Below are 18,183 nucleotides of genomic sequence, written 5' to 3' on the forward strand. Positions count from 1 at the left end.
TTCCGACCGTGGCTGCCCAGAAGAAGAAGGCGCAAGACGAATACGGCGCGTCAGCGATCACCGTGCTCGAAGGCTTGGAGGCCGTCCGTAAACGCCCCGGCATGTACATCGGGTCTACCGGGGAGCGAGGTCTGCACCACCTCGTCTGGGAGGTCGTCGACAACTCGGTGGACGAGGCGATGGCCGGCTATGCCGACCAGGTCGATGTGCGCATCCTCGATGACGGCAGCGTGGAGGTCGCCGACAACGGGCGCGGTATCCCGGTCGCGATGCACTCCACCGGCGCGCCCACCGTGGACGTGGTGATGACGCAACTTCACGCCGGCGGCAAGTTCGGCGGCGAGAACAGCGGTTACAACGTCAGTGGTGGTTTGCACGGCGTCGGTGTGTCGGTGGTCAACGCACTATCGTCCCGGCTTGAGGTAGACATCGCCCGCGACGGCCACGAATGGTCGCAGTACTACGACCGCGCCGTACCGGGAACCCTCAAACAGGGTGAGGCCACGAAGAAGACCGGAACCACGATCCGGTTCTGGGCCGACCCCGACATCTTCGAAACCACCGACTACGACTTCGAGACGGTGGCGCGCCGGCTGCAGGAAATGGCGTTCCTGAACAAGGGATTGACGATCAACCTCACCGACGAGCGCGTGACCAAAGAGGAGGTCGTCGACGACGTCGTCAGCGACACGGCCGATGCGCCCAAGTCCGCCCAAGAAAAGGCCGCGGAGTCGACAGCATCGCCCAAGGTCAAGCGTCGTACGTTCCAATACCCTGGCGGGTTGGTCGATTTCGTCAAGCACATCAACCGCACCAAAAGCCCGATCCAGCAGAGCATCATCGATTTCGAAGGCAAGGGCACCGGCCACGAAGTCGAGATTGCGATGCAGTGGAACGGCGGATACTCGGAGTCGGTGCACACCTTCGCCAACACGATCAACACCCACGAAGGCGGCACCCACGAGGAAGGCTTCCGCAGCGCGCTGACGTCGGTGGTGAACAAGTACGCCAAAGACAAGAAGCTGCTGAAAGAAAAGGACGCCAACCTCACCGGCGACGACATCCGGGAAGGCCTGGCGGCGGTAATCTCGGTCAAAGTGAGTGAACCGCAGTTCGAGGGCCAGACCAAGACCAAGCTGGGCAACACCGAAGTCAAGTCGTTCGTGCAGAAGGTCTGCAATGAACAACTCACGCACTGGTTCGAAGCCAACCCGGCGGACGCGAAAGTCGTTGTGAACAAGGCGGTGTCCTCGGCGCAAGCGCGTATCGCGGCGCGCAAGGCGCGCGAGTTGGTGCGACGCAAGAGTGCAACGGACATCGGTGGGCTCCCGGGCAAGCTCGCGGACTGCCGCTCCACCGATCCGCGCAAGTCGGAACTGTATGTGGTGGAGGGTGATTCGGCCGGCGGCTCGGCAAAGAGCGGCCGCGACTCGATGTTCCAGGCCATTCTGCCGTTGCGAGGCAAGATCATAAACGTCGAGAAGGCACGCATCGACCGCGTCTTGAAGAACACCGAAGTGCAGGCGATCATCACCGCCCTGGGCACCGGGATCCACGACGAGTTCGACCTTGCGAAGCTGCGCTACCACAAAATCGTCCTGATGGCCGACGCCGACGTGGACGGCCAGCACATCTCGACACTGTTGCTGACCCTGTTGTTCCGGTTCATGCGGCCGCTCATCGAGAATGGCCACGTGTTCCTGGCGCAGCCGCCGCTGTACAAGCTGAAGTGGCAGCGCAGCGAACCCGAGTTCGCCTACTCCGACCGGGAACGCGACGGGCTGCTGGAGGCGGGTCGGGCGGCCGGCCGAAAGATCAACGCCGAGGACGGTATTCAGCGCTACAAGGGTCTCGGCGAAATGGACGCCAAGGAGCTGTGGGAGACCACGATGGATCCGTCCGTTCGGGTGCTGCGTCAGATCACGCTCGACGACGCCGCCGCGGCCGACGAGCTGTTCTCCATCCTGATGGGCGAGGACGTCGAGGCGCGGCGCAGCTTCATCACCCGTAACGCCAAAGACGTTCGTTTCTTGGATGTTTAAGACATCGATACGGCGAGTTCTAGCGACCGAAGGAACACATGACTGACACCACGTTGCCGCCGAGCGACGCGGCCGGCGACCGCATCGAGCCGGTCGACATCCAGCACGAGATGCAGCGCAGCTACATCGACTACGCGATGAGTGTGATCGTGGGCCGCGCGCTACCCGAGGTGCGCGACGGTCTGAAGCCCGTGCACCGCCGGGTGCTCTACGCGATGTTCGACTCCGGGTTCCGCCCGGACCGCGGTCACGCGAAATCCGCACGCTCCGTTGCCGAGACGATGGGTAACTATCACCCGCACGGCGACTCGTCGATCTACGACACCCTGGTGCGGATGGCGCAACCGTGGTCGCTGCGCTACCCGCTGGTCGACGGGCAGGGTAATTTCGGCTCGCCAGGCAACGATCCCCCAGCGGCGATGCGGTACACCGAGGCGCGGCTGACGCCGCTGGCCATGGAGATGTTGCGCGAAATCGACGAGGAGACAGTCGATTTCATCCCCAACTATGACGGTCGGGTGCAGGAGCCGACGGTGCTGCCCAGCCGGTTCCCCAACCTGCTGGCCAATGGTTCGGGCGGCATCGCGGTCGGTATGGCCACCAACATCCCGCCGCACAACCTCAAGGAGCTGGCGGAGGCCGTCTACTGGTGTCTGGACAACCACGAGGCCGACGAGGAAGCCACGCTGGCCGCGGTGTGCGAGCGGGTCAAGGGGCCAGACTTCCCGACGTACGGTTTGATCGTTGGCTCACAAGGGATCAACGATGCCTACACCACCGGCCGCGGCTCCATTCGAATGCGCGGAGTTGTTGAGGTAGAAGAAGATTCACGCGGGCGTACCTCGATCGTCATCACCGAATTGCCCTACCAGGTCAACCACGACAACTTCATCACCTCGATCGCCGAGCAGGTGCGCGACGGCAAGCTGGCCGGCATCTCCAACATCGAGGACCAATCCAGCGACCGGGTGGGTTTGCGGATTGTCGTCGAGGTCAAGCGCGACGCCGTGGCCAAGGTGGTGCTGAACAACCTCTACAAGCACACCCAGCTGCAGACCAGCTTCGGCGTCAACATGCTGAGCATCGTCGATGGGGTGCCGCGCACACTGCGGCTCGACCAGATGATCCGCTACTACGTCGAGCACCAACTCGACGTGATCATCCGGCGGACCACCTACCGACTGCGAAAAGCCAACGAGCGGGCCCATATTCTGCGCGGCCTGGTCAAAGCGCTGGACGCACTGGACGAAGTCATCGCCTTGATCCGGGCGTCGGAAACCGTCGACATCGCCCGGGCCGGCTTGATCGAGCTGTTGGACATCGACGAGATTCAGGCCCAGGCCATCCTGGACATGCAGTTGCGCCGGCTGGCGGCCCTGGAGCGCCAGCGCATCGTCGACGACCTGGCCAAGATCGAAGCCGAGATCGCGGACCTGGAAGACATTCTGGCCAAACCAGAGCGGCAGCGCGCGATCGTGCACGACGAGCTCGCCGAGATCATCGAGAAGCACGGCGACGCTCGTCGTACCCGGATCATCGCGGCCGACGGCGACGTCAACGACGAGGACCTGATCGCGCGTGAGGACGTCGTCGTCACGATCACCGAAACCGGATATGCCAAGCGCACCAAGACCGACCTGTACCGCAGCCAGAAACGCGGCGGGAAGGGCGTGCAGGGCGCCGGACTCAAGCAGGACGATATCGTCGCGCACTTCTTCGTGTCCTCGACGCACGACTGGATCCTGTTCTTCACCACGCAGGGGCGCGTGTACCGAGCCAAGGCATACGAGCTGCCGGAGGCATCCCGGACGGCGCGCGGGCAACACGTAGCCAACCTGTTGGCTTTCCAACCCGAGGAACGCATCGCCCAGGTCATCCAGATCCAGAGCTACGAGGACGCGCCGTATCTGGTGCTGGCCACCAAGAACGGTCTGGTCAAGAAGTCCAAGCTGACCGACTTCGACTCCAACCGCTCGGGCGGGATCGTCGCCGTCAACTTGCGCGACGGCGACGAGCTGGTCGGCGCCGTGCTCTGCTCGGCCGAGGAGGACCTGCTCCTGGTCTCGGCCAACGGGCAGTCCATCAGGTTCTCGGCCACCGACGAGGCGCTGCGACCGATGGGCCGTGCCACGTCCGGCGTACAAGGCATGCGATTCAACGAGGACGACCGGCTGCTGTCGCTGAATGTGGTGCAGGAGGGCATGTTCCTGCTCGTGGCCACTGCCGGTGGTTACGCGAAGCGCACCGCGATCGAGGAGTACCCGGTGCAGGGCCGCGGCGGCAAGGGAGTTCTGACCGTTCAGTACGACCGCCGGCGTGGCAGTCTGGTGGGGGCGTTGATCGTCGACGACGACAGCGAGTTGTACGCGATCACCTCGGGCGGCGGCGTGATCCGCACAGCGGCGCGCCAGGTCCGTAAGGCCGGGCGGCAGACCAAGGGCGTTCGGTTGATGAACTTGGGTGAGGGCGACACACTGTTGGCGATTGCCCGCAATGCCGAAGAAAGTGCCGAGGACGACATCGACGAAATCGAGGGCGGCGAGGAGTCGGAGAGCTAGCCGGGTAGGGGTGCGGGTCGACCAGTGCTCTGCCAACGGGTAGGGGCAATTAGACTCAGCCCGACCAGAGAAAATGCGAGTGCCACCGTCCGGTCTGCCAAGGCAGCAGAGGTAAGGAGTCTCCGGTGACCTCACCGAGCGAGCCGGGTGCCCCCAAGAAGGGCGACAGCCAGAACGGGGATGTTTCGGCCGAGCGTGCCGGTGCGCACCCGCGTGGGGCCCCCCACCCGGCAGGCCGTGGTCAGGAGGGCGGGGATTCGCCACCGTGGCAGCGAGGTGCTGCCCGGGCCGCCAATCCCGCAGGCCGTCAGGGCGAACCTCCGACCGAGGCGCGGCCGCCGGGTCCGCCGTCCGGTGGCCCGTCGGGCGTCGATGCCCGACTGAACCGTTTCATCTCGGGTGGCAACACGCAGGGGGCTAGCGCGCAACCGCAGTCCAAGAGCCACGAGTTCGATGCGCCGGCACGCGGCGACGGGCCAACGCACGAGGCCTACGCCAGTGAGTTGCCGGATCTGTCCGGCGGGATTCCGCGGGGATCGCAGCGTAAGACCGCACCGGAGCGCAGCTCGGAAACGTCACCACCGGCGCGCTCGACGACCACCGAACCCCGGGAGAATCGCGACAGCCTGGTTCAGGTGTCGCGGCGAAAGGGAGGCCCGGTCCGGGCCAGCATGCAGATCCGCCGGATCGATCCGTGGAGCACGCTGAAGGTATCCCTGATGCTCTCGGTGGCGCTGTTTTTCGTCTGGATGATCGCCGTGGCGTTCCTCTACCTGGTGCTCGGCGGTATGGGAGTGTGGGCAAAGCTCAACAGCAACGTCGGTGATTTGCTGAACAACACCAGCGGCAGCAGCGGAGAACTGGTCTCGAGCGGCACGATCTTCGGCGGCGCCGTGCTGATCGGCTTGGTCAACATCGTCTTGCTGACCGCGATGGCCACGATCGGCGCGTTCATCTACAACCTGACGACCGACCTGATCGGCGGCATCGAGGTGACGCTGGCGGATCGGGATTAGTGCAGGTTTTGGGGTCGGGCGACGATTGCGGTAATCTCGTCGCTCGGCCGTACGCGTATACGGGCCTATAGCTCAGGTGGTTAGAGCGCTTCGCTGATAACGAAGAGGTCGGAGGTTCGAGTCCTCCTAGGCCCACAACCATGTGTCCATCAAGACGTTGTGTGAGACTGGCATTGCCGCTGGCACTGATTGCCTTGGTGACGGTGGTGGTGCGGTCACGCCGCGAGGTCGAGGTCTGGCACGTGGCAGCAGTCGATCCCGCATCCGTTGACCGGCCAGAGGGGCCTTAGCTCAGTTGGTAGAGCACTGCCTTTGCAAGGCAGGTGTCAGGGGTTCGATTCCCCTAGGCTCCACAAATCAAAATGGTGTTCTGGGCGAATTGTTGGCTCCCCCTTGGATGTTGGCCCTCGTGGGCCGGGGGCCTCGCCTTTGCTCGTTCGCCGCAGGGCGGTGAACTCAAACGACAGACGCGCTGGCAGCGGCACTGATGATCGGCGGAATCGGAATCGGAATCGGCATCGGGACGGCTCCACGCGCCTCGGCGGGCTGTCAGGGCACCCCGATTCCGGGGGAGTCCTACTGCGACAAGCCCGATAGGTCCGGACGGGACCTGGGAGCGGTGTCACCAGGCCCCCAGCTACTCCGTCTTCGGCCGCCGGGGAGTCGTCGAGGACGTGACCCTGCCGCCCGAGTGCTACCCGGTTGATCTCACGCAGCCCGTGCGGCTCGGGCAGCCGCCGAACCACGTCGACGACTGAGCCCAGCCGCTCAGGGTGGCGAAGACGGGCGATGCCGCCGGAGCGGATAGCAAACGGGCACAGTCTAATCGGCGAATTCTCGCCTTGCTGTCCGACTTGCGTCAGGGGCGCGGTTGCACGTCCACACTGGGCGGCCGCGGTGACGGCTCGGCGTTGTCGCGGTTGGTCGAGCGTCGGACGATGCTGAAGGCGACCGCGCCGCCGGCCAGGACGACGACGACAGCTCCGGCGATCAGCAGCGGGCGCTTCCCCCGGCGGCGCCGGGATTTGCGTGCCTCCTGCAGTGCCTGCGGCAGGCTCGAGACGACCTCCTGCGCGGCGGCCAGTTCCTGGGCGATCGTTTCCTGTGCCGCGGCGATGTCGCGAGACAGTTGGCCCTGGCGGTAGCGGCGGCGCAACTCCGATGCGGTCGACTGCGCGGATCCGACCCCCAATCCGATGAGACCGCGTGTGACGTCCACCGGTCCCACTGCCGAGTAAGTCAGGCCTCGAGACAGTCGCTGCCTAGGGGTCAGCTGGGATTCCGCCTGCGCGCTCATCTGCCGCCTTTCTGTGCCGCCCGTGGAATCTACAGCCTGCCACCATCCGAACACCGGCGGGCCTATTGCAGCGCGACGTCGGACTTTTCGGTCCGGGCTGTCCCGACTGACACCGGGTGCGGGCGGGTCCGCGGGTAATGGCAGACTCTCGTGTCGTGACCAACAGCCCGCATCAGACTGCCACTGCCACACTGCACACCAACCGCGGCGACATCAAGATCGCCCTGTTTGGAAACCACGCGCCCAAGACTGTCGCCAACTTCGTTGGCCTGGCGCAGGGCACCAAGGAGTACTCGACTCAAAACGCGTCGGGTAGCCCTGCCGGTCCGTTCTACGATGGCGCGGTCTTTCACAGAGTGATCCAGGGCTTCATGATCCAGGGCGGCGACCCGACCGGTACGGGACGCGGCGGCCCGGGCTACCAGTTCGCCGATGAGTTCCACCCCGAGCTGCAGTTCGACAAGCCGTACCTGCTGGCGATGGCCAACGCGGGTCCGGGCACCAACGGTTCGCAATTCTTCGTCACCGTTGGCCCCACGCCGCACCTGAACCGGCGCCACACCATCTTCGGCGAGGTGACCGACCCCGAGTCGCAAAAGGTGGTCGACGCGATCGCGACGACGTCCACGGACGGCAATGACCGTCCGACCGACGCGGTCGTCATCGAGTCGATCACGATCTCTTAAGCCCAGCCCGTAGCTAAGCCGGCCCAGCACCGTCTCGGCCGGCGTAGCCGGCTGTGGTGAGCGCGTCGAGCACCTCCAGCGGGTCGGCGCCCAGGTCCCATCGGGAGAACAGCACCAGCCGCTCGTCGACCGTTTCGACTTCGAGGAAGCGCACCTTGCGCCCGAGGCGGCGGAACTCGGTGATCCGAATGATCTTGATGTCGGAGTGCTGCAATACCTGCGTCCGGAACCACCCCCGGATCGCCAGGCCGCCGGCGGTAATTGCCAGCTTTGGACGCGCGCGCCACGTCGCGCCCGCAAACAACAGCAGACCCGCCCCGGCAATCCCCGCCAGGACCCGGCCCGGCGGGTCTGTGACGACGGTCACACTAGCGATAGCCATGAAAACCCCGCCAAGGCCACAACCAGCCACTCCCGCAGCACGCGGCTGCCACTGTGTTTGCTGCATATCGTTCTTAACCCCTCCCACCACTGCCGATGCAGTTATCCACATCAGCTATCAACAGTGGGGATAAATCACACGCGTGTGATTGGGTGGTCACAAGGTTGCTGGCTTAGCCGCGAATCGACCCCAAGATGAATTCATTCGGCGTCTGACCTCGGTTAGTGCCAGCGCATCGTGAGCAACAAACCGGTGATCATGAAAGCGAACGCGATCGCGTAGTTCCACGGGCCCAGTTGCGCCATCCAGTTGAGAGCGGTCGGCGCCTGGCTTCCGACGGCGGCCAACTGGAACACCATCAGCCAAACCAGACCGATCAGCATGAGACCCACGAACAGCGCGACGAACCACACGCTGGACGGTCCGACCTTCACTTTCACCGGCGTCCGGCTGACCGCGGTGACGGTGAAGTCGTTCTTCTTGCGGACCTTGGACTTGGGCATGATTACCTCGGGATCACGGTGAATGGGACGGGGTGCAACGATAGCGGTTATAGCTACACGCAGGACTTGGCTACGAGATTAACCCACCTGGCCCCCCGACCAGGAAATTGGAGACTCGATGATCCGGACCGGCCGGTCACCATGGCGCTTCGGTGTCCCATTGGTTTGCCTGCTGGCCGGCCTGCTGCTGGCCGCCACGCATGGGGTCTCCGGCGGCACCGAGATCCGTCGCAGCGATGCACCGCGCCTGGTCGATCTGGTGCGTGAGACGCAGGCCTCGGTAAATCGCCTGAAGGCCGAACGCGACGAGCTGGCCGGCAAGATCGACTCCACGCACCTGAGATCGTCTGATGCCGCGTTGGCGGCCATGCTGCGGCGTTCGGCGGAGCTGGCCGGTGAGGCCGACATGAACCCGGTCCACGGCCCGGGCCTCGCAGTGACCCTCGATGACGCCCAGCGGGACGCCAACGGCCGCTTCCCGCGCGACGCCTCCCCCGATGACCTGGTGGTGCACCAGCAAGACATCGGGGCCGTCCTCAACGCCCTGTGGAGCGCCGGAGCGGAGGCGATCCAGATGCAGGATCAGCGGCTCATTGCCACGTCGGTGCCGCGCTGCGTCGGCAACACGCTGCTGCTCAACGGGCGCACCTACAGCCCGCCCTACACGATCACCGCGATCGGCAATGCCGCCGCCATGCAGGCCGCCCTGGCCGCCGCTCCCCTGGTCATTCTCTATAAGCAGTACGTCGTCCGGTTCGGGCTCGGCTATCACGAGGACGTCAAGCCCGACGTGCGGATCGTCGGCCACACCGAACCGGTCAGCATGCATTTCGCGAAGCCGATGGGCCCGATTGGCTACTGAGCAGTAGCCGGGGTTCGGCCGGGCGGTAACCTGACACGATGCGGATCCTGGTTGTCGACAACTACGACAGCTTCGTGTTCAACCTCGTGCAATACCTGGGGCAACTCGGAGTCGAAGCTGACGTGTGGCGTAACGACGACGCCAGGCTCTCCGACGAAGCCGCCGTGGCCGCCGTGGCCGCCGAATTCGACGGCGTTCTGCTCAGCCCCGGGCCGGGCACGCCGGAACGCGCGGGCGCGTCGATCGACCTGGTCCGCGCGTGCGCCGCGGCGTCCACCCCATTGCTCGGGGTCTGCCTCGGGCACCAGGCCATCGGGGTCGCCTTCGGTGCCACCGTCGACCGTGCACCCGAACTGCTGCATGGCAAGACCAGCAGCGTCCACCACGCTAATGTCGGCGTGCTGCAAGGACTTCCGGATCCATTCACGGCAACCCGCTACCACTCGCTGACCATCCTGCCGGAGTCGCTGCCGGAGGTGCTCGAGGTGACGGCCCACACCCGCAGCGGGGTGATCATGGCCGTGCGTCACACCGAATTACCGATCCACGGCGTCCAATTCCACCCGGAGTCGATCCTCACCGAGGGTGGGCACCGGATGCTGGCCAACTGGCTGGCGGTGTGCGGATGGTCGCGCGACGACACCCTGATTCGCCGGCTGGAGAACGAGGTTCGCTCCGCGGTGCGACCGTATTTCCCTGCCGACCCGGCGGCTACTGACCGAACTTCAGCGTGACGATGCCGTCCCGGTTGACTCCGGTGCCGGCCGGTGGGTTCTGATACACCACCTTGTGGGACTGGGAGCCACCGGCGTCGACGTCGGCACCCTTGTCCAGCACCCCCGTCCAGCCCAGCGCGCGTAACCGTGGCTCGGCGTCGGTCCAGAACATGCCGGACAGGTCGGGCATCACGAACTGATTGCCCTTGGACACCTGCAGCTCGATGATCGAGTCCACCGGGACCGTCTGGCCCTTGGGCGGATTGGTGCCGATCACCTCCCCGGCCGGCCGGGGGCTGTCCACCGCCGTCTGGGTGATCTTGGTGAAGCCGTAGACCGTGAGGTTCTTCTGCGCGATGTCGACGGTCTGGCCCGCGACATCGGGAACCTGCTTGGTCTCGGGCCCCGAGCCGACGATCACGGTGACCACGTTGGTGATCGCCGACGTCTGGTTCGCCGGTGGGTTGGTCCCGATCACCTTGCCCAGCAGCTCCGGGGTCGACGGCGAGTTCGCCTGCTTGAACTTGGTGAACCCGGCGGCCTTCAGCTTGCTCACCGCGTCGGAGTAACTCAGCGAGGACACGTCGGGCACTTCACGTTGTTCGGGCCCGGTCGACACGTTGAGCGTGATCTCGTCGCCGGCGGCCACCGACGCGTTGGCGCCGGGATCGGTACTGATTACGTGATCGGGCGGGATCGCCGAGTCAGGCTTCTGCAGCGTGCGTGTCTTGAAGCCCCGATTCTGCAGGGCTGCAACGGCATCCGCGGACACCTGGCCTCGCATGTCGGGGACTTGAACGTCGCGGGTTGAGCCGCCGAACGTGTTGAACGCGATGACGACGACGATCGTCAGCACCGCGAGCACGGCGACCGCGACGACCCAGCGACCGACCGGACCACCCATGCGATCGGGGTCGGTGTCGCTGAGACGTTGACGAGGCAGCCGGTCGGAGCGCGGACTCCCATGGCCCGGGCCGGTGGCCGCCATTAGCGAGGTCCGCTCGGCATCGGTGAACACTCTTGGTGCTTCCGGAGTCTCACCGTTGTGCACCCGAACCAGGTCGGCGCGCATCTCCGCCGCGGTCTGATACCGATTTTCCGGGTTTTTGGCCAGCGCCTTGAGCACGACGGCGTCGAGGTCGGCGGAGATGCCCGGGTGCCGTGTCGACGGAGGCACCGGGTCTTCACGGACATGTTGGTAGGCGACCGAAACCGGCGAGTCACCGGTGAAAGGTGGTTCACCCGTGAGGATTTCGTAAAGAACACAGCCCAGCGAGTAGACATCGGAGCGGGCGTCGACGGAATCGCCACGGGCCTGTTCCGGTGAGAGATATTGCGCGGTCCCGATCACGGCTGCGGTCTGGGTGACGCTGTTGCCGCTGTCGGCGATCGCCCGGGCGATGCCGAAGTCCATCACCTTGACCGCGTTGGTGCTGCTGATCATGATGTTCGCCGGTTTGACGTCGCGGTGGATGATGCCGTTTTGGTGGCTGAAATTCAGCGCCTGGCAGGCGTCGGCGATGATCTCGATCGCGCGTCGCGGCGGCAGCGGCCCGTCGTTGTGCACGATGTCGCGCAACGTGACGCCGTCGACGTACTCCATCACGATGTAGGGCAGCGGACCGGCGGGGGTTTCCGCCTCGCCGGTGTCGTAGACCGCGACGATCGCCGGGTGATTCAGTGCGGCGGCGTTTTGCGCCTCGCGACGGAAGCGCAAGTAGAAGCTGGGATCGCGGGCCAGATCGGCGCGCAGCACCTTCACCGCGACGTCGCGGTGCAAGCGGACGTCGCGGGCCAGGTGGACCTCGGACATACCCCCGAAACCGAGGATGTCGCCCAGCTCGTAACGGTCGGACAGGTGCTGCGGGGTGGTCATTGCGGTGTCTCGTGTCGGGCCGGCGACAGGCTGGGCGTCAAGGGGTTAGCCCAGCTCAGTTCGGGCGGCCTGCTGTGGAATCCAGAATTGCTTATCGTCCCGCGATCCGTCCAATCAAGCCGCAAACTCGGCCCGGAACCGCTGGGGGTCTTGCTTGCCGGCGGGGGCCCGTTCGCCGGCGGCGTCCCGGTGTCGGTGACCGTCGGGGGCGGAGGCTGCTGCTGGGTGTCGCCGCGGGAGTTGATCACGATGAGCACCGCGATGATGATCGCGAGCGCGCCCAGCACCCCGGCGGCCCACAACAGCGCACGCTGTCCCGACGAAAAGGTGCGACGGGCCGGTGGCGGACGATGACTACTTGTGGCCGGCCGCGATCGGCGGGGCGCAGCACTGCGGGCGCTGGGTGCCGGGGTGGCCCTGGTCTGCGGGCCCCCCGGAATGGCTGCCGGCGAGGCCCGTCCGGGTGGTGGTGACTGACTGGGCCGCGGGGGACGCCGGCCGGCCCGTACCGCGGCCACGGCGTCGGCGAACGGCCCCCCGCTGCGGTAACGCATGCCGGGGTTCTTGACCAGCGTGATCTCGATGAGTTCGCGCACGTTAGGCGGAAGCTCGGGAGGCAGCGGCGGCGGCGGCTCCTTGATGTGCTTCATCGCCACGGTCAGAGCGCCGTCGCCGGTGAACGGTCGCTTGCCGCAAACCACTTCGTAGCCAACAACTCCCAGTGAATAGACATCACTGGACGGTGTGGCGTCGTGACCCAGCGCCTGCTCGGGCGCGATGTATTGGGCGGTGCCCATCACCATGCCGGTCTGAGTGACCGGTGCTGCGTCGACGGCCTTGGCGATACCGAAGTCGGTGATCTTCACCTGACCCGTCGGGGTGATCAAGATGTTTCCCGGCTTGACGTCGCGGTGCACCAACCCGGCGGCGTGCGCAATCTGTAGCGCGCGGCCCGTCTGCTCGAGCATGTCCAGCGCGTGGCGCAGTGACAGCCGACCGGTGCGCTTGATCACCGAATTCAGCGGCTCACCATTGACGAGCTCCATCACCAGATAGGCGGTGCGGCCCTCCCCCTCCATCTGGCTTTCGCCGTAGTCGTGCACGGCGGCGATGCCGGGGTGGTTGAGCATCGCGGTGGTGCGCGCCTCGGCGCGGAACCGCTCGATGAATTCGGGGTCCTGCGAGAACTCCGCCTTGAGCACCTTGACCGCAACCCGCCGGCCCAGCCGGCTGTCCACCGCCTCCCAGACTTGGCCCATGCCGCCGGTGGCGATCAGGCGTTGCAGTCGGTACCTGCCCGACAGCGTCACACCAACTCGTGGGCTCATGGGCCCCCCTGCAGTGCGGCCTGGATGACGGCCCGTCCGATCGGCGCTGCGAGCGCACCGCCGGTCGCCGAAAGGCGGTCGGCGCCGTTCTCCACGAGTACCGCCACGGCGACCTTCGGCGTCTGCGCGGGCGCGAATGCGATGTACCACGCGTGCGGCGGAGTGTTGCGTGGGTCGGCGCCGTGCTCTGCGGTACCGGTCTTGGATGCGATCTGCACGCCGGGAATGGCCCCTTTCTGCTGTGCGTCCTTCTCGGCGCCGACCATGAGCTCTGTCAGCTTAGCGGCGATCTGGGGCGATACCGCGCGACGCTGCTGATAGGGCGCCGTGGTGCTGATGTTGGCCAAGTCCGGTCCTTTGAGGCTCTCGACCAGGTACGGCTGCATCGTCACGCCGCCGTTCGCGATGGTCGCGGCGATCTCCGCGTTCTGCAGCGGGGTCAGTGCCACGTCCTTCTGCCCGATGCTAGACATCCCGAGAGCGGCGGCATCCGCGATTATCCCAACAGTCGATTCCGCCACCTGCAACGGAATCACACTCGGGCTGCTGTCCAGGCCGAACGAATGCGCCATACTGCGCAGGGCCTCGGCCCCGGTGAGCATGCCTAACTGGACAAATGCGGTGTTGCACGACTTGGCGAAGGCTTGGCTCAGCGACACGGTTGGTAGGTCGCCGCACGGGGTGCCGCCGTAGTTCTCCAGGGTGGCCGTGCTGTTGGGCAGTGGGATCGTGGGCGCGGCCGTCAACTGCTCGTTCTCGGTGGCCCCGGCCTGCAGCGCCGCCGCGGTGGTGATCACCTTGAAAGTCGAACCGGGTGGGTAGGTCTCCGAGATCGCACGGTTGGTGAGCGGGTTGTCCGGGTCGTCACGCAGCCGTTGCCAAGCCTGCGCCTGCACCTCGGGGTCGTGCGAGGACAGCAGGTTGGGGTCATAAGACGGCGACGACACCATGGCCAGAATTTTGCCGGTCGACGGCTCCAGGGCCACCACCGCTCCCTTGCACGGCGGCCCGCCGCAACCCTGCTGCATGGCGTCCCAGCCGGCCTGCTGCATGCGCGGGTTGATGGTGGTGTCGACATTGCCGCCGCGGGGATCGCGCCCGGTGAAGAAGTCGGCCAGCCGGCGCCCGAACAGCCGCTCGTCGGAGCCGTTCAGCAGCGAGTCTTCGGCTCGTTCCAGACCGGAACTGGAATAGCGCAACGAGTAGAAGCCGGTGAGCGGTGCGTACACCGCGGGGTTGGGGTACACCCGCAGGAAACGGAACCGGCTGTCGGTGGCCACCGAGTAGGCCAGCAGCTGCCCGCCCGCGATGATCTGGCCGCGCTGTCGCGAATACTCGTCGAGCAGGACACGCTGGTTGCGCGGGTCGGCCCGCAGCCCGTCAGCGGCGAAGACCTGCGTCATGGTGGCGTTGAGCAGCAACAGGACGATCAACGCCATCACGGTCACCGAGATCCGACGGAGAGAGGTGTTCATACCCGCTCAATCACCTCGGTGCTGGCCGCCGCGATCGGTGACGTGTCGCGGGTACGGTCTCGCAACGGCCGCCGGGCGCTATGCGAGATGCGCGCCAAGATGGCCAGCAGTATGTAATTCGCCAGTAGCGAGGATCCGCCGTAGGACATCCACGGTGTGGTCAGGCCGGTCAGGGGAATCAGCTGGGTGACACCGCCCACGACGATGAACAGTTGGATCGCCAGTGTCGACGCCAGACCCGCGGCCAGCAGCTTGCCGAAGCTGTCGCGGGTGGCGATCGCGGTGCGTAGGCCCCGGACGATGACGACGGTGTACAGCATCAGGATGCTGGCCAGCCCGACCAGTCCGAGCTCTTCACCGAAGGCGGCGATGATGAAATCGGTCGATGCGGCCGGCACCGTGTCGGGCTGGCCGTTGCCCAGCCCGGTGCCGAAGATCCCTCCGGTGGCAAAGCTGAACAGCGACTGGACGCTTTGGTAGCCGCTGCCGTCGGGGTCGGAGAACGGGTCCCACCACATCTGCACACGAACGCGAACGTGCGCGAATATGAAGTACGCGGCAACGCTTCCCGCGGCAAACAGCGCCAGCCCGATGACCACCCAGCTGAAGCGCTGGGTGGCCAGGTAGACCACCACCAGAAACGACGCGTAGAGCAGTAGTGAAGTGCCGAGGTCCTTTTCGAAGACCATGACACCGATCGAGATCACCCAGGCCGCCAACAGCGGTGCGAGGTCTCGTGGGCGCGGCAGCGTCATCCCCATCAGATGCTTGCCGACGCTGGTGAACAGGCCACGCTTGGCGACCAGCACCGCGGAGAAGAAGATCAGCAGCAGAATCTTTGAGAACTCGGCGGGCTGAATTGAGAAGCCCGGCAGGCGAATCCAGATCTTGGCGCCGTTCTGCTCGGACAGCGACGACGGCAGCAGGGCGGGGATCGCCAAGAAGACCAGGCCGGTGAGGCCAAAGATGTAGCCGTAGCGCGCGAGCTGCCGGTGGTCCTTGAGGAACGTCACCACGAGCGTGAACGCGGCAACACTGACCAAGGTCCACAGCAGCTGTTGGGTCGCGCTGGGGTGATGACGACCGCTGAGCTCATTGCCGACAAGGTCGAGCCGGTGGATCATGACCAGGCCAAGTCCGTTGAGCAGCGCCACAATTGGTAGCAGCAGCGGGTCGGTGTAAGGGGCAAAGCGCCGAATGGCCAAGTGCGCCCCACCGAATACGGCCAGAAAGGCCAGCCCGTAGCCGGCCAGGCCCCAGCGCAGCCCGCGCTCCTGGTTGGCCTCGACGACGAGCAACGCGGCGAAGGTGATCGCCGCGGCGAAGCACAACAGCAGCAGCTCGGAGTTGCGCCGGGTAGGCAGCGGCGGCGTGACCGTGACCGGGGGTTGGACCTGTGTGGTCATGCCGCCGCCCGGCAGTCGATGCCCGGCTGAGGTGGGAGTGGCGGGAGCGCAGTCACCGTCTGGCTGGTGGTCGCGGGCGACGTGGGCGCCGGCGCTGCTGGAGGGGTGCTTACGGGGGGAGTACTTAAAGCGCTGCTGCTGGGTGGGGTGCCGCTGGAAGAAGTGGGGGGCGCTGTGGCGCTGGGCGGTGTCGTCCCGCTGGTCGCCGGGCTCGGTGACCCGGGCGGTGAGGTCGCGCGCGGCGGCGGGCAGGGCGGCAGCAAGTTGTTGGCCGACAATTCCTTCAACTGCGATTCGGCCTCGTCAAGCGTCCCGGCCGGAAGCCCGGCCAACACTTGTGCTCGCGCGGCGGGGCGCAGGTCCTGCAATTGCAACAGCCGACAGTCCAGGTGACCACCGGATTGGCTGTAGCCGATGATCGATAAGTCGTTGCGTGCGTTGAGACAACCAACCAGATAGGGCTCGTGCAGGGACATGCCCAGCAGCGACCCTTGAATCCCCTTCATGATCGACACCGTGCCGCCGTGTTCGGCGACGTAGTAGTTGCTTCGGATGATGGCCCGCCCAATGGCCAGGCCCGTGAGTGCCAGCAGCACCAACAGCGTGACGACAATGAATGTCCGTCGCCACGCCCACCGGGGCCGAGCGGCCGGCTCCTCTTGTTGCACAACGCGTTTGGCGGCCTCTTTGCGGGGGCCAATGGCAGAAGCCCGGCCCGCCGAGGTGTTGGGCAGCGTCAGCTGGTCTTCTTCACCGGAGACCGCGCCGGCCAGAATCGGCTGGGTCTGGCCATAGTCGTAGTCGACGACATCGGCGACCACGACCGTCACGTTGTCGGGGCCGCCGCCGCGCAACGCCAATTCGATGAGACGGTAAGCACTTTCGGCAACGTCGGGAATCTGCAGCGCTTCGTGGATGGTTTCGTCGCTGACCGGATCGGACAGCCCGTCCGAGCAGAGCAGGTAGCGATCGCCGGCGCGCGCTTCGCGCATGGTCAAGGTGGGCTCGACCTCATGGCCGGTCAGCGCCCGCATGATCAGCGATCGCTGCGGATGACTGTGCGCCTCTTCGCGGGTGATCCGCCCCTCGTCGACCAAGGTTTGGACGAAGGTGTCGTCCTTGGTGATCTGGGCCAGCTCGCCGTCGCGCAGCAGGTAACCGCGCGAGTCTCCGATATGCACCAATCCAAGACGGTTGCCCGCGAACAGGATTGCGGTGAGCGTGGTGCCCATTCCCTCGAGGTCGGGCTCCATCTCCACTTGTGCGGCGATGGCCGAATTGCCGGAGCGCACAGCCGCATCGAGCTTGGCGAGCAGGTCGCCACCGGGTTCGTCGTCGTCAAGGTGAGCCAACGCGGCGATCACCAGTTGGGACGCGACCTCGCCGGCGGCGTGGCCGCCCATGCCGTCGGCCAGGGCCAGAAGCCGCGCGCCGGCATAGACGGAGTCTTCGTTATTGGCGCGTACCAGGCCGCGATCGCTGCGGGCGGCATATCGCAGAACCAGGGTCACGGGCGCAACTCGATTGCCGTCTTGCCGATCCGGATCGGCGTTCCGATTGGAACTCGTACCGCAGTGGTCACCTTCGCCCTGTCAAGGTAAGTGCCGTTGGTCGATCCTAGATCCTCGACGTACCATTCCGAGCCGCGCTGAGACAGCCGGGCGTGCCGCGTCGAGGCATAGTCGTCGGTCAGCACCAGCGTCGAGTCGTCGGCACGTCCCATCAACACCGGCTGCCCGCTGAGCGTGATGCGTGCACCTGCCAACGCCCCCTCGGTCACCACCAGATAGCGGGCGGCATGGCGACGCTGGCGAGACGGCAGCAACGTGCCGCGCAACGCCAAGCCACGGCGCACCATGACCGCACCGGTTGGTGCGTAGATGTCAGTCTTCAAGATTCGGAGAACAGACCAGATGAATACCCATAACAGCATTAAAAATCCGGCACGCGTCAGCTGCAGTACCAGTCCCTGCATCTGGGCGTCCTTTCCGTCCTGGCGCCGCACCTCATGAAACCAAGCAACGTCACGATACTTG

Annotated in this window: 15 protein-coding genes and 2 tRNA genes; 8 read left to right on the top strand and 9 right to left on the bottom strand. The window is 65.7% G+C overall.

What is annotated here, in order from left to right; genetic code table 11:
* The first annotated feature begins 8 nt into the window (after window positions 1-8).
* The 5 genes from gyrB to ACZY0B_RS14855 all read left to right on the top strand — a co-directional run bounded on the left by gyrB (window position 9) and on the right by ACZY0B_RS14855 (window position 5,969).
* The gene (gyrB, locus tag ACZY0B_RS14835; protein ID WP_463764888.1) at window positions 9-2,042 is read left to right on the top strand and encodes a DNA topoisomerase (ATP-hydrolyzing) subunit B; all 2,034 of its coding nucleotides are present in this window, start codon (window positions 9-11) and stop codon (window positions 2,040-2,042) included.
* Between the two features lie 38 nt (window positions 2,043-2,080).
* Entirely contained in the window at window positions 2,081-4,600 is a 2,520-nt protein-coding gene (gyrA, locus tag ACZY0B_RS14840; RefSeq protein ID WP_463764889.1) for a DNA gyrase subunit A, read from the top strand.
* Between the two features lie 125 nt (window positions 4,601-4,725).
* The gene (locus ACZY0B_RS14845; protein ID WP_463764890.1) at window positions 4,726-5,616 is read left to right on the top strand and encodes a DUF3566 domain-containing protein; all 891 of its coding nucleotides are present in this window, start codon (window positions 4,726-4,728) and stop codon (window positions 5,614-5,616) included.
* Between the two features lie 61 nt (window positions 5,617-5,677).
* A tRNA-Ile gene (locus tag ACZY0B_RS14850) sits at window positions 5,678-5,751 on the top strand.
* A 145-nt stretch (window positions 5,752-5,896) separates the two neighbouring features.
* Window positions 5,897-5,969 (top strand) — tRNA-Ala (locus tag ACZY0B_RS14855).
* A gap of 506 nt (window positions 5,970-6,475) precedes the next feature.
* Here ACZY0B_RS14855 and cwsA read toward each other — a convergent pair.
* On the bottom strand, window positions 6,476-6,913 hold the full coding sequence (cwsA, locus tag ACZY0B_RS14860; RefSeq protein WP_463764891.1) for a cell wall synthesis protein CwsA: 438 nt from the start codon (window positions 6,911-6,913) through the stop codon (window positions 6,476-6,478).
* A gap of 137 nt (window positions 6,914-7,050) precedes the next feature.
* Here cwsA and ACZY0B_RS14865 point away from each other — a divergent pair, with 137 nt between their 5' ends.
* On the top strand, window positions 7,051-7,599 hold the full coding sequence (locus tag ACZY0B_RS14865; RefSeq protein WP_463764892.1) for a peptidylprolyl isomerase: 549 nt from the start codon (window positions 7,051-7,053) through the stop codon (window positions 7,597-7,599).
* Window positions 7,600-7,612: 13 nt separating this feature from the next.
* Here the strand turns inward: ACZY0B_RS14865 and ACZY0B_RS14870 are convergent, their stop codons facing one another.
* Window positions 7,613-8,047, bottom strand: a complete 435-nt coding sequence (locus ACZY0B_RS14870; RefSeq protein WP_463764893.1) for a PH domain-containing protein — start codon at window positions 8,045-8,047, stop codon at window positions 7,613-7,615.
* A 155-nt stretch (window positions 8,048-8,202) separates the two neighbouring features.
* Window positions 8,203-8,484, bottom strand: coding sequence for a cell division protein CrgA (gene crgA / locus ACZY0B_RS14875; RefSeq protein ID WP_108926469.1), 282 nt, complete (start codon window positions 8,482-8,484; stop codon window positions 8,203-8,205).
* A gap of 118 nt (window positions 8,485-8,602) precedes the next feature.
* Between crgA and ACZY0B_RS14880 the strand changes: the two genes are divergently transcribed.
* On the top strand, window positions 8,603-9,346 hold the full coding sequence (locus ACZY0B_RS14880) for a DUF881 domain-containing protein (RefSeq protein ID WP_463764894.1): 744 nt from the start codon (window positions 8,603-8,605) through the stop codon (window positions 9,344-9,346).
* Window positions 9,347-9,384: 38 nt separating this feature from the next.
* Window positions 9,385-10,080, top strand: coding sequence for an aminodeoxychorismate/anthranilate synthase component II (locus tag ACZY0B_RS14885; RefSeq protein ID WP_463764895.1), 696 nt, complete (start codon window positions 9,385-9,387; stop codon window positions 10,078-10,080).
* Here the strand turns inward: ACZY0B_RS14885 and pknB are convergent.
* Genes pknB through ACZY0B_RS14915 form a run of 6 tightly spaced genes read right to left on the bottom strand, consistent with a single transcriptional unit; the run spans window position 10,058 to window position 18,122 of the window.
* The gene (gene pknB / locus ACZY0B_RS14890) at window positions 10,058-11,938 is read right to left on the bottom strand and encodes a Stk1 family PASTA domain-containing Ser/Thr kinase (RefSeq protein WP_463764896.1); all 1,881 of its coding nucleotides are present in this window, start codon (window positions 11,936-11,938) and stop codon (window positions 10,058-10,060) included. The two genes, ACZY0B_RS14885 and pknB, sit on opposite strands and share 23 nt — an antisense overlap.
* Window positions 11,935-13,266 carry a serine/threonine-protein kinase gene (locus tag ACZY0B_RS14895; protein ID WP_463764897.1) on the bottom strand — a complete coding sequence of 444 codons (1,332 nt, stop codon included), beginning with the start codon at window positions 13,264-13,266 and terminating at the stop codon, window positions 11,935-11,937. Before ACZY0B_RS14895 ends, pknB begins: the two co-directional genes overlap by 4 nt.
* Window positions 13,263-14,741, bottom strand: a complete 1,479-nt coding sequence (gene pbpA, locus ACZY0B_RS14900; protein ID WP_463764898.1) for a D,D-transpeptidase PbpA — start codon at window positions 14,739-14,741, stop codon at window positions 13,263-13,265. The genes ACZY0B_RS14895 and pbpA overlap by 4 nt, the downstream gene beginning before the upstream one ends.
* Window positions 14,738-16,147 carry an FtsW/RodA/SpoVE family cell cycle protein gene (locus ACZY0B_RS14905; protein ID WP_463764899.1) on the bottom strand — a complete coding sequence of 470 codons (1,410 nt, stop codon included), beginning with the start codon at window positions 16,145-16,147 and terminating at the stop codon, window positions 14,738-14,740. The genes pbpA and ACZY0B_RS14905 overlap by 4 nt, the downstream gene beginning before the upstream one ends.
* Window positions 16,144-17,658, bottom strand: coding sequence for a PP2C family protein-serine/threonine phosphatase (locus ACZY0B_RS14910; protein WP_463764900.1), 1,515 nt, complete (start codon window positions 17,656-17,658; stop codon window positions 16,144-16,146). Before ACZY0B_RS14910 ends, ACZY0B_RS14905 begins: the two co-directional genes overlap by 4 nt.
* On the bottom strand, window positions 17,655-18,122 hold the full coding sequence (locus ACZY0B_RS14915) for an FHA domain-containing protein FhaB/FipA (RefSeq protein ID WP_463764901.1): 468 nt from the start codon (window positions 18,120-18,122) through the stop codon (window positions 17,655-17,657). Before ACZY0B_RS14915 ends, ACZY0B_RS14910 begins: the two co-directional genes overlap by 4 nt.
* Window positions 18,123-18,183 lie beyond the last annotated feature (61 nt).

It is taken from the genome of Mycobacterium sp. IDUB_19 (assembly GCF_055419445.1).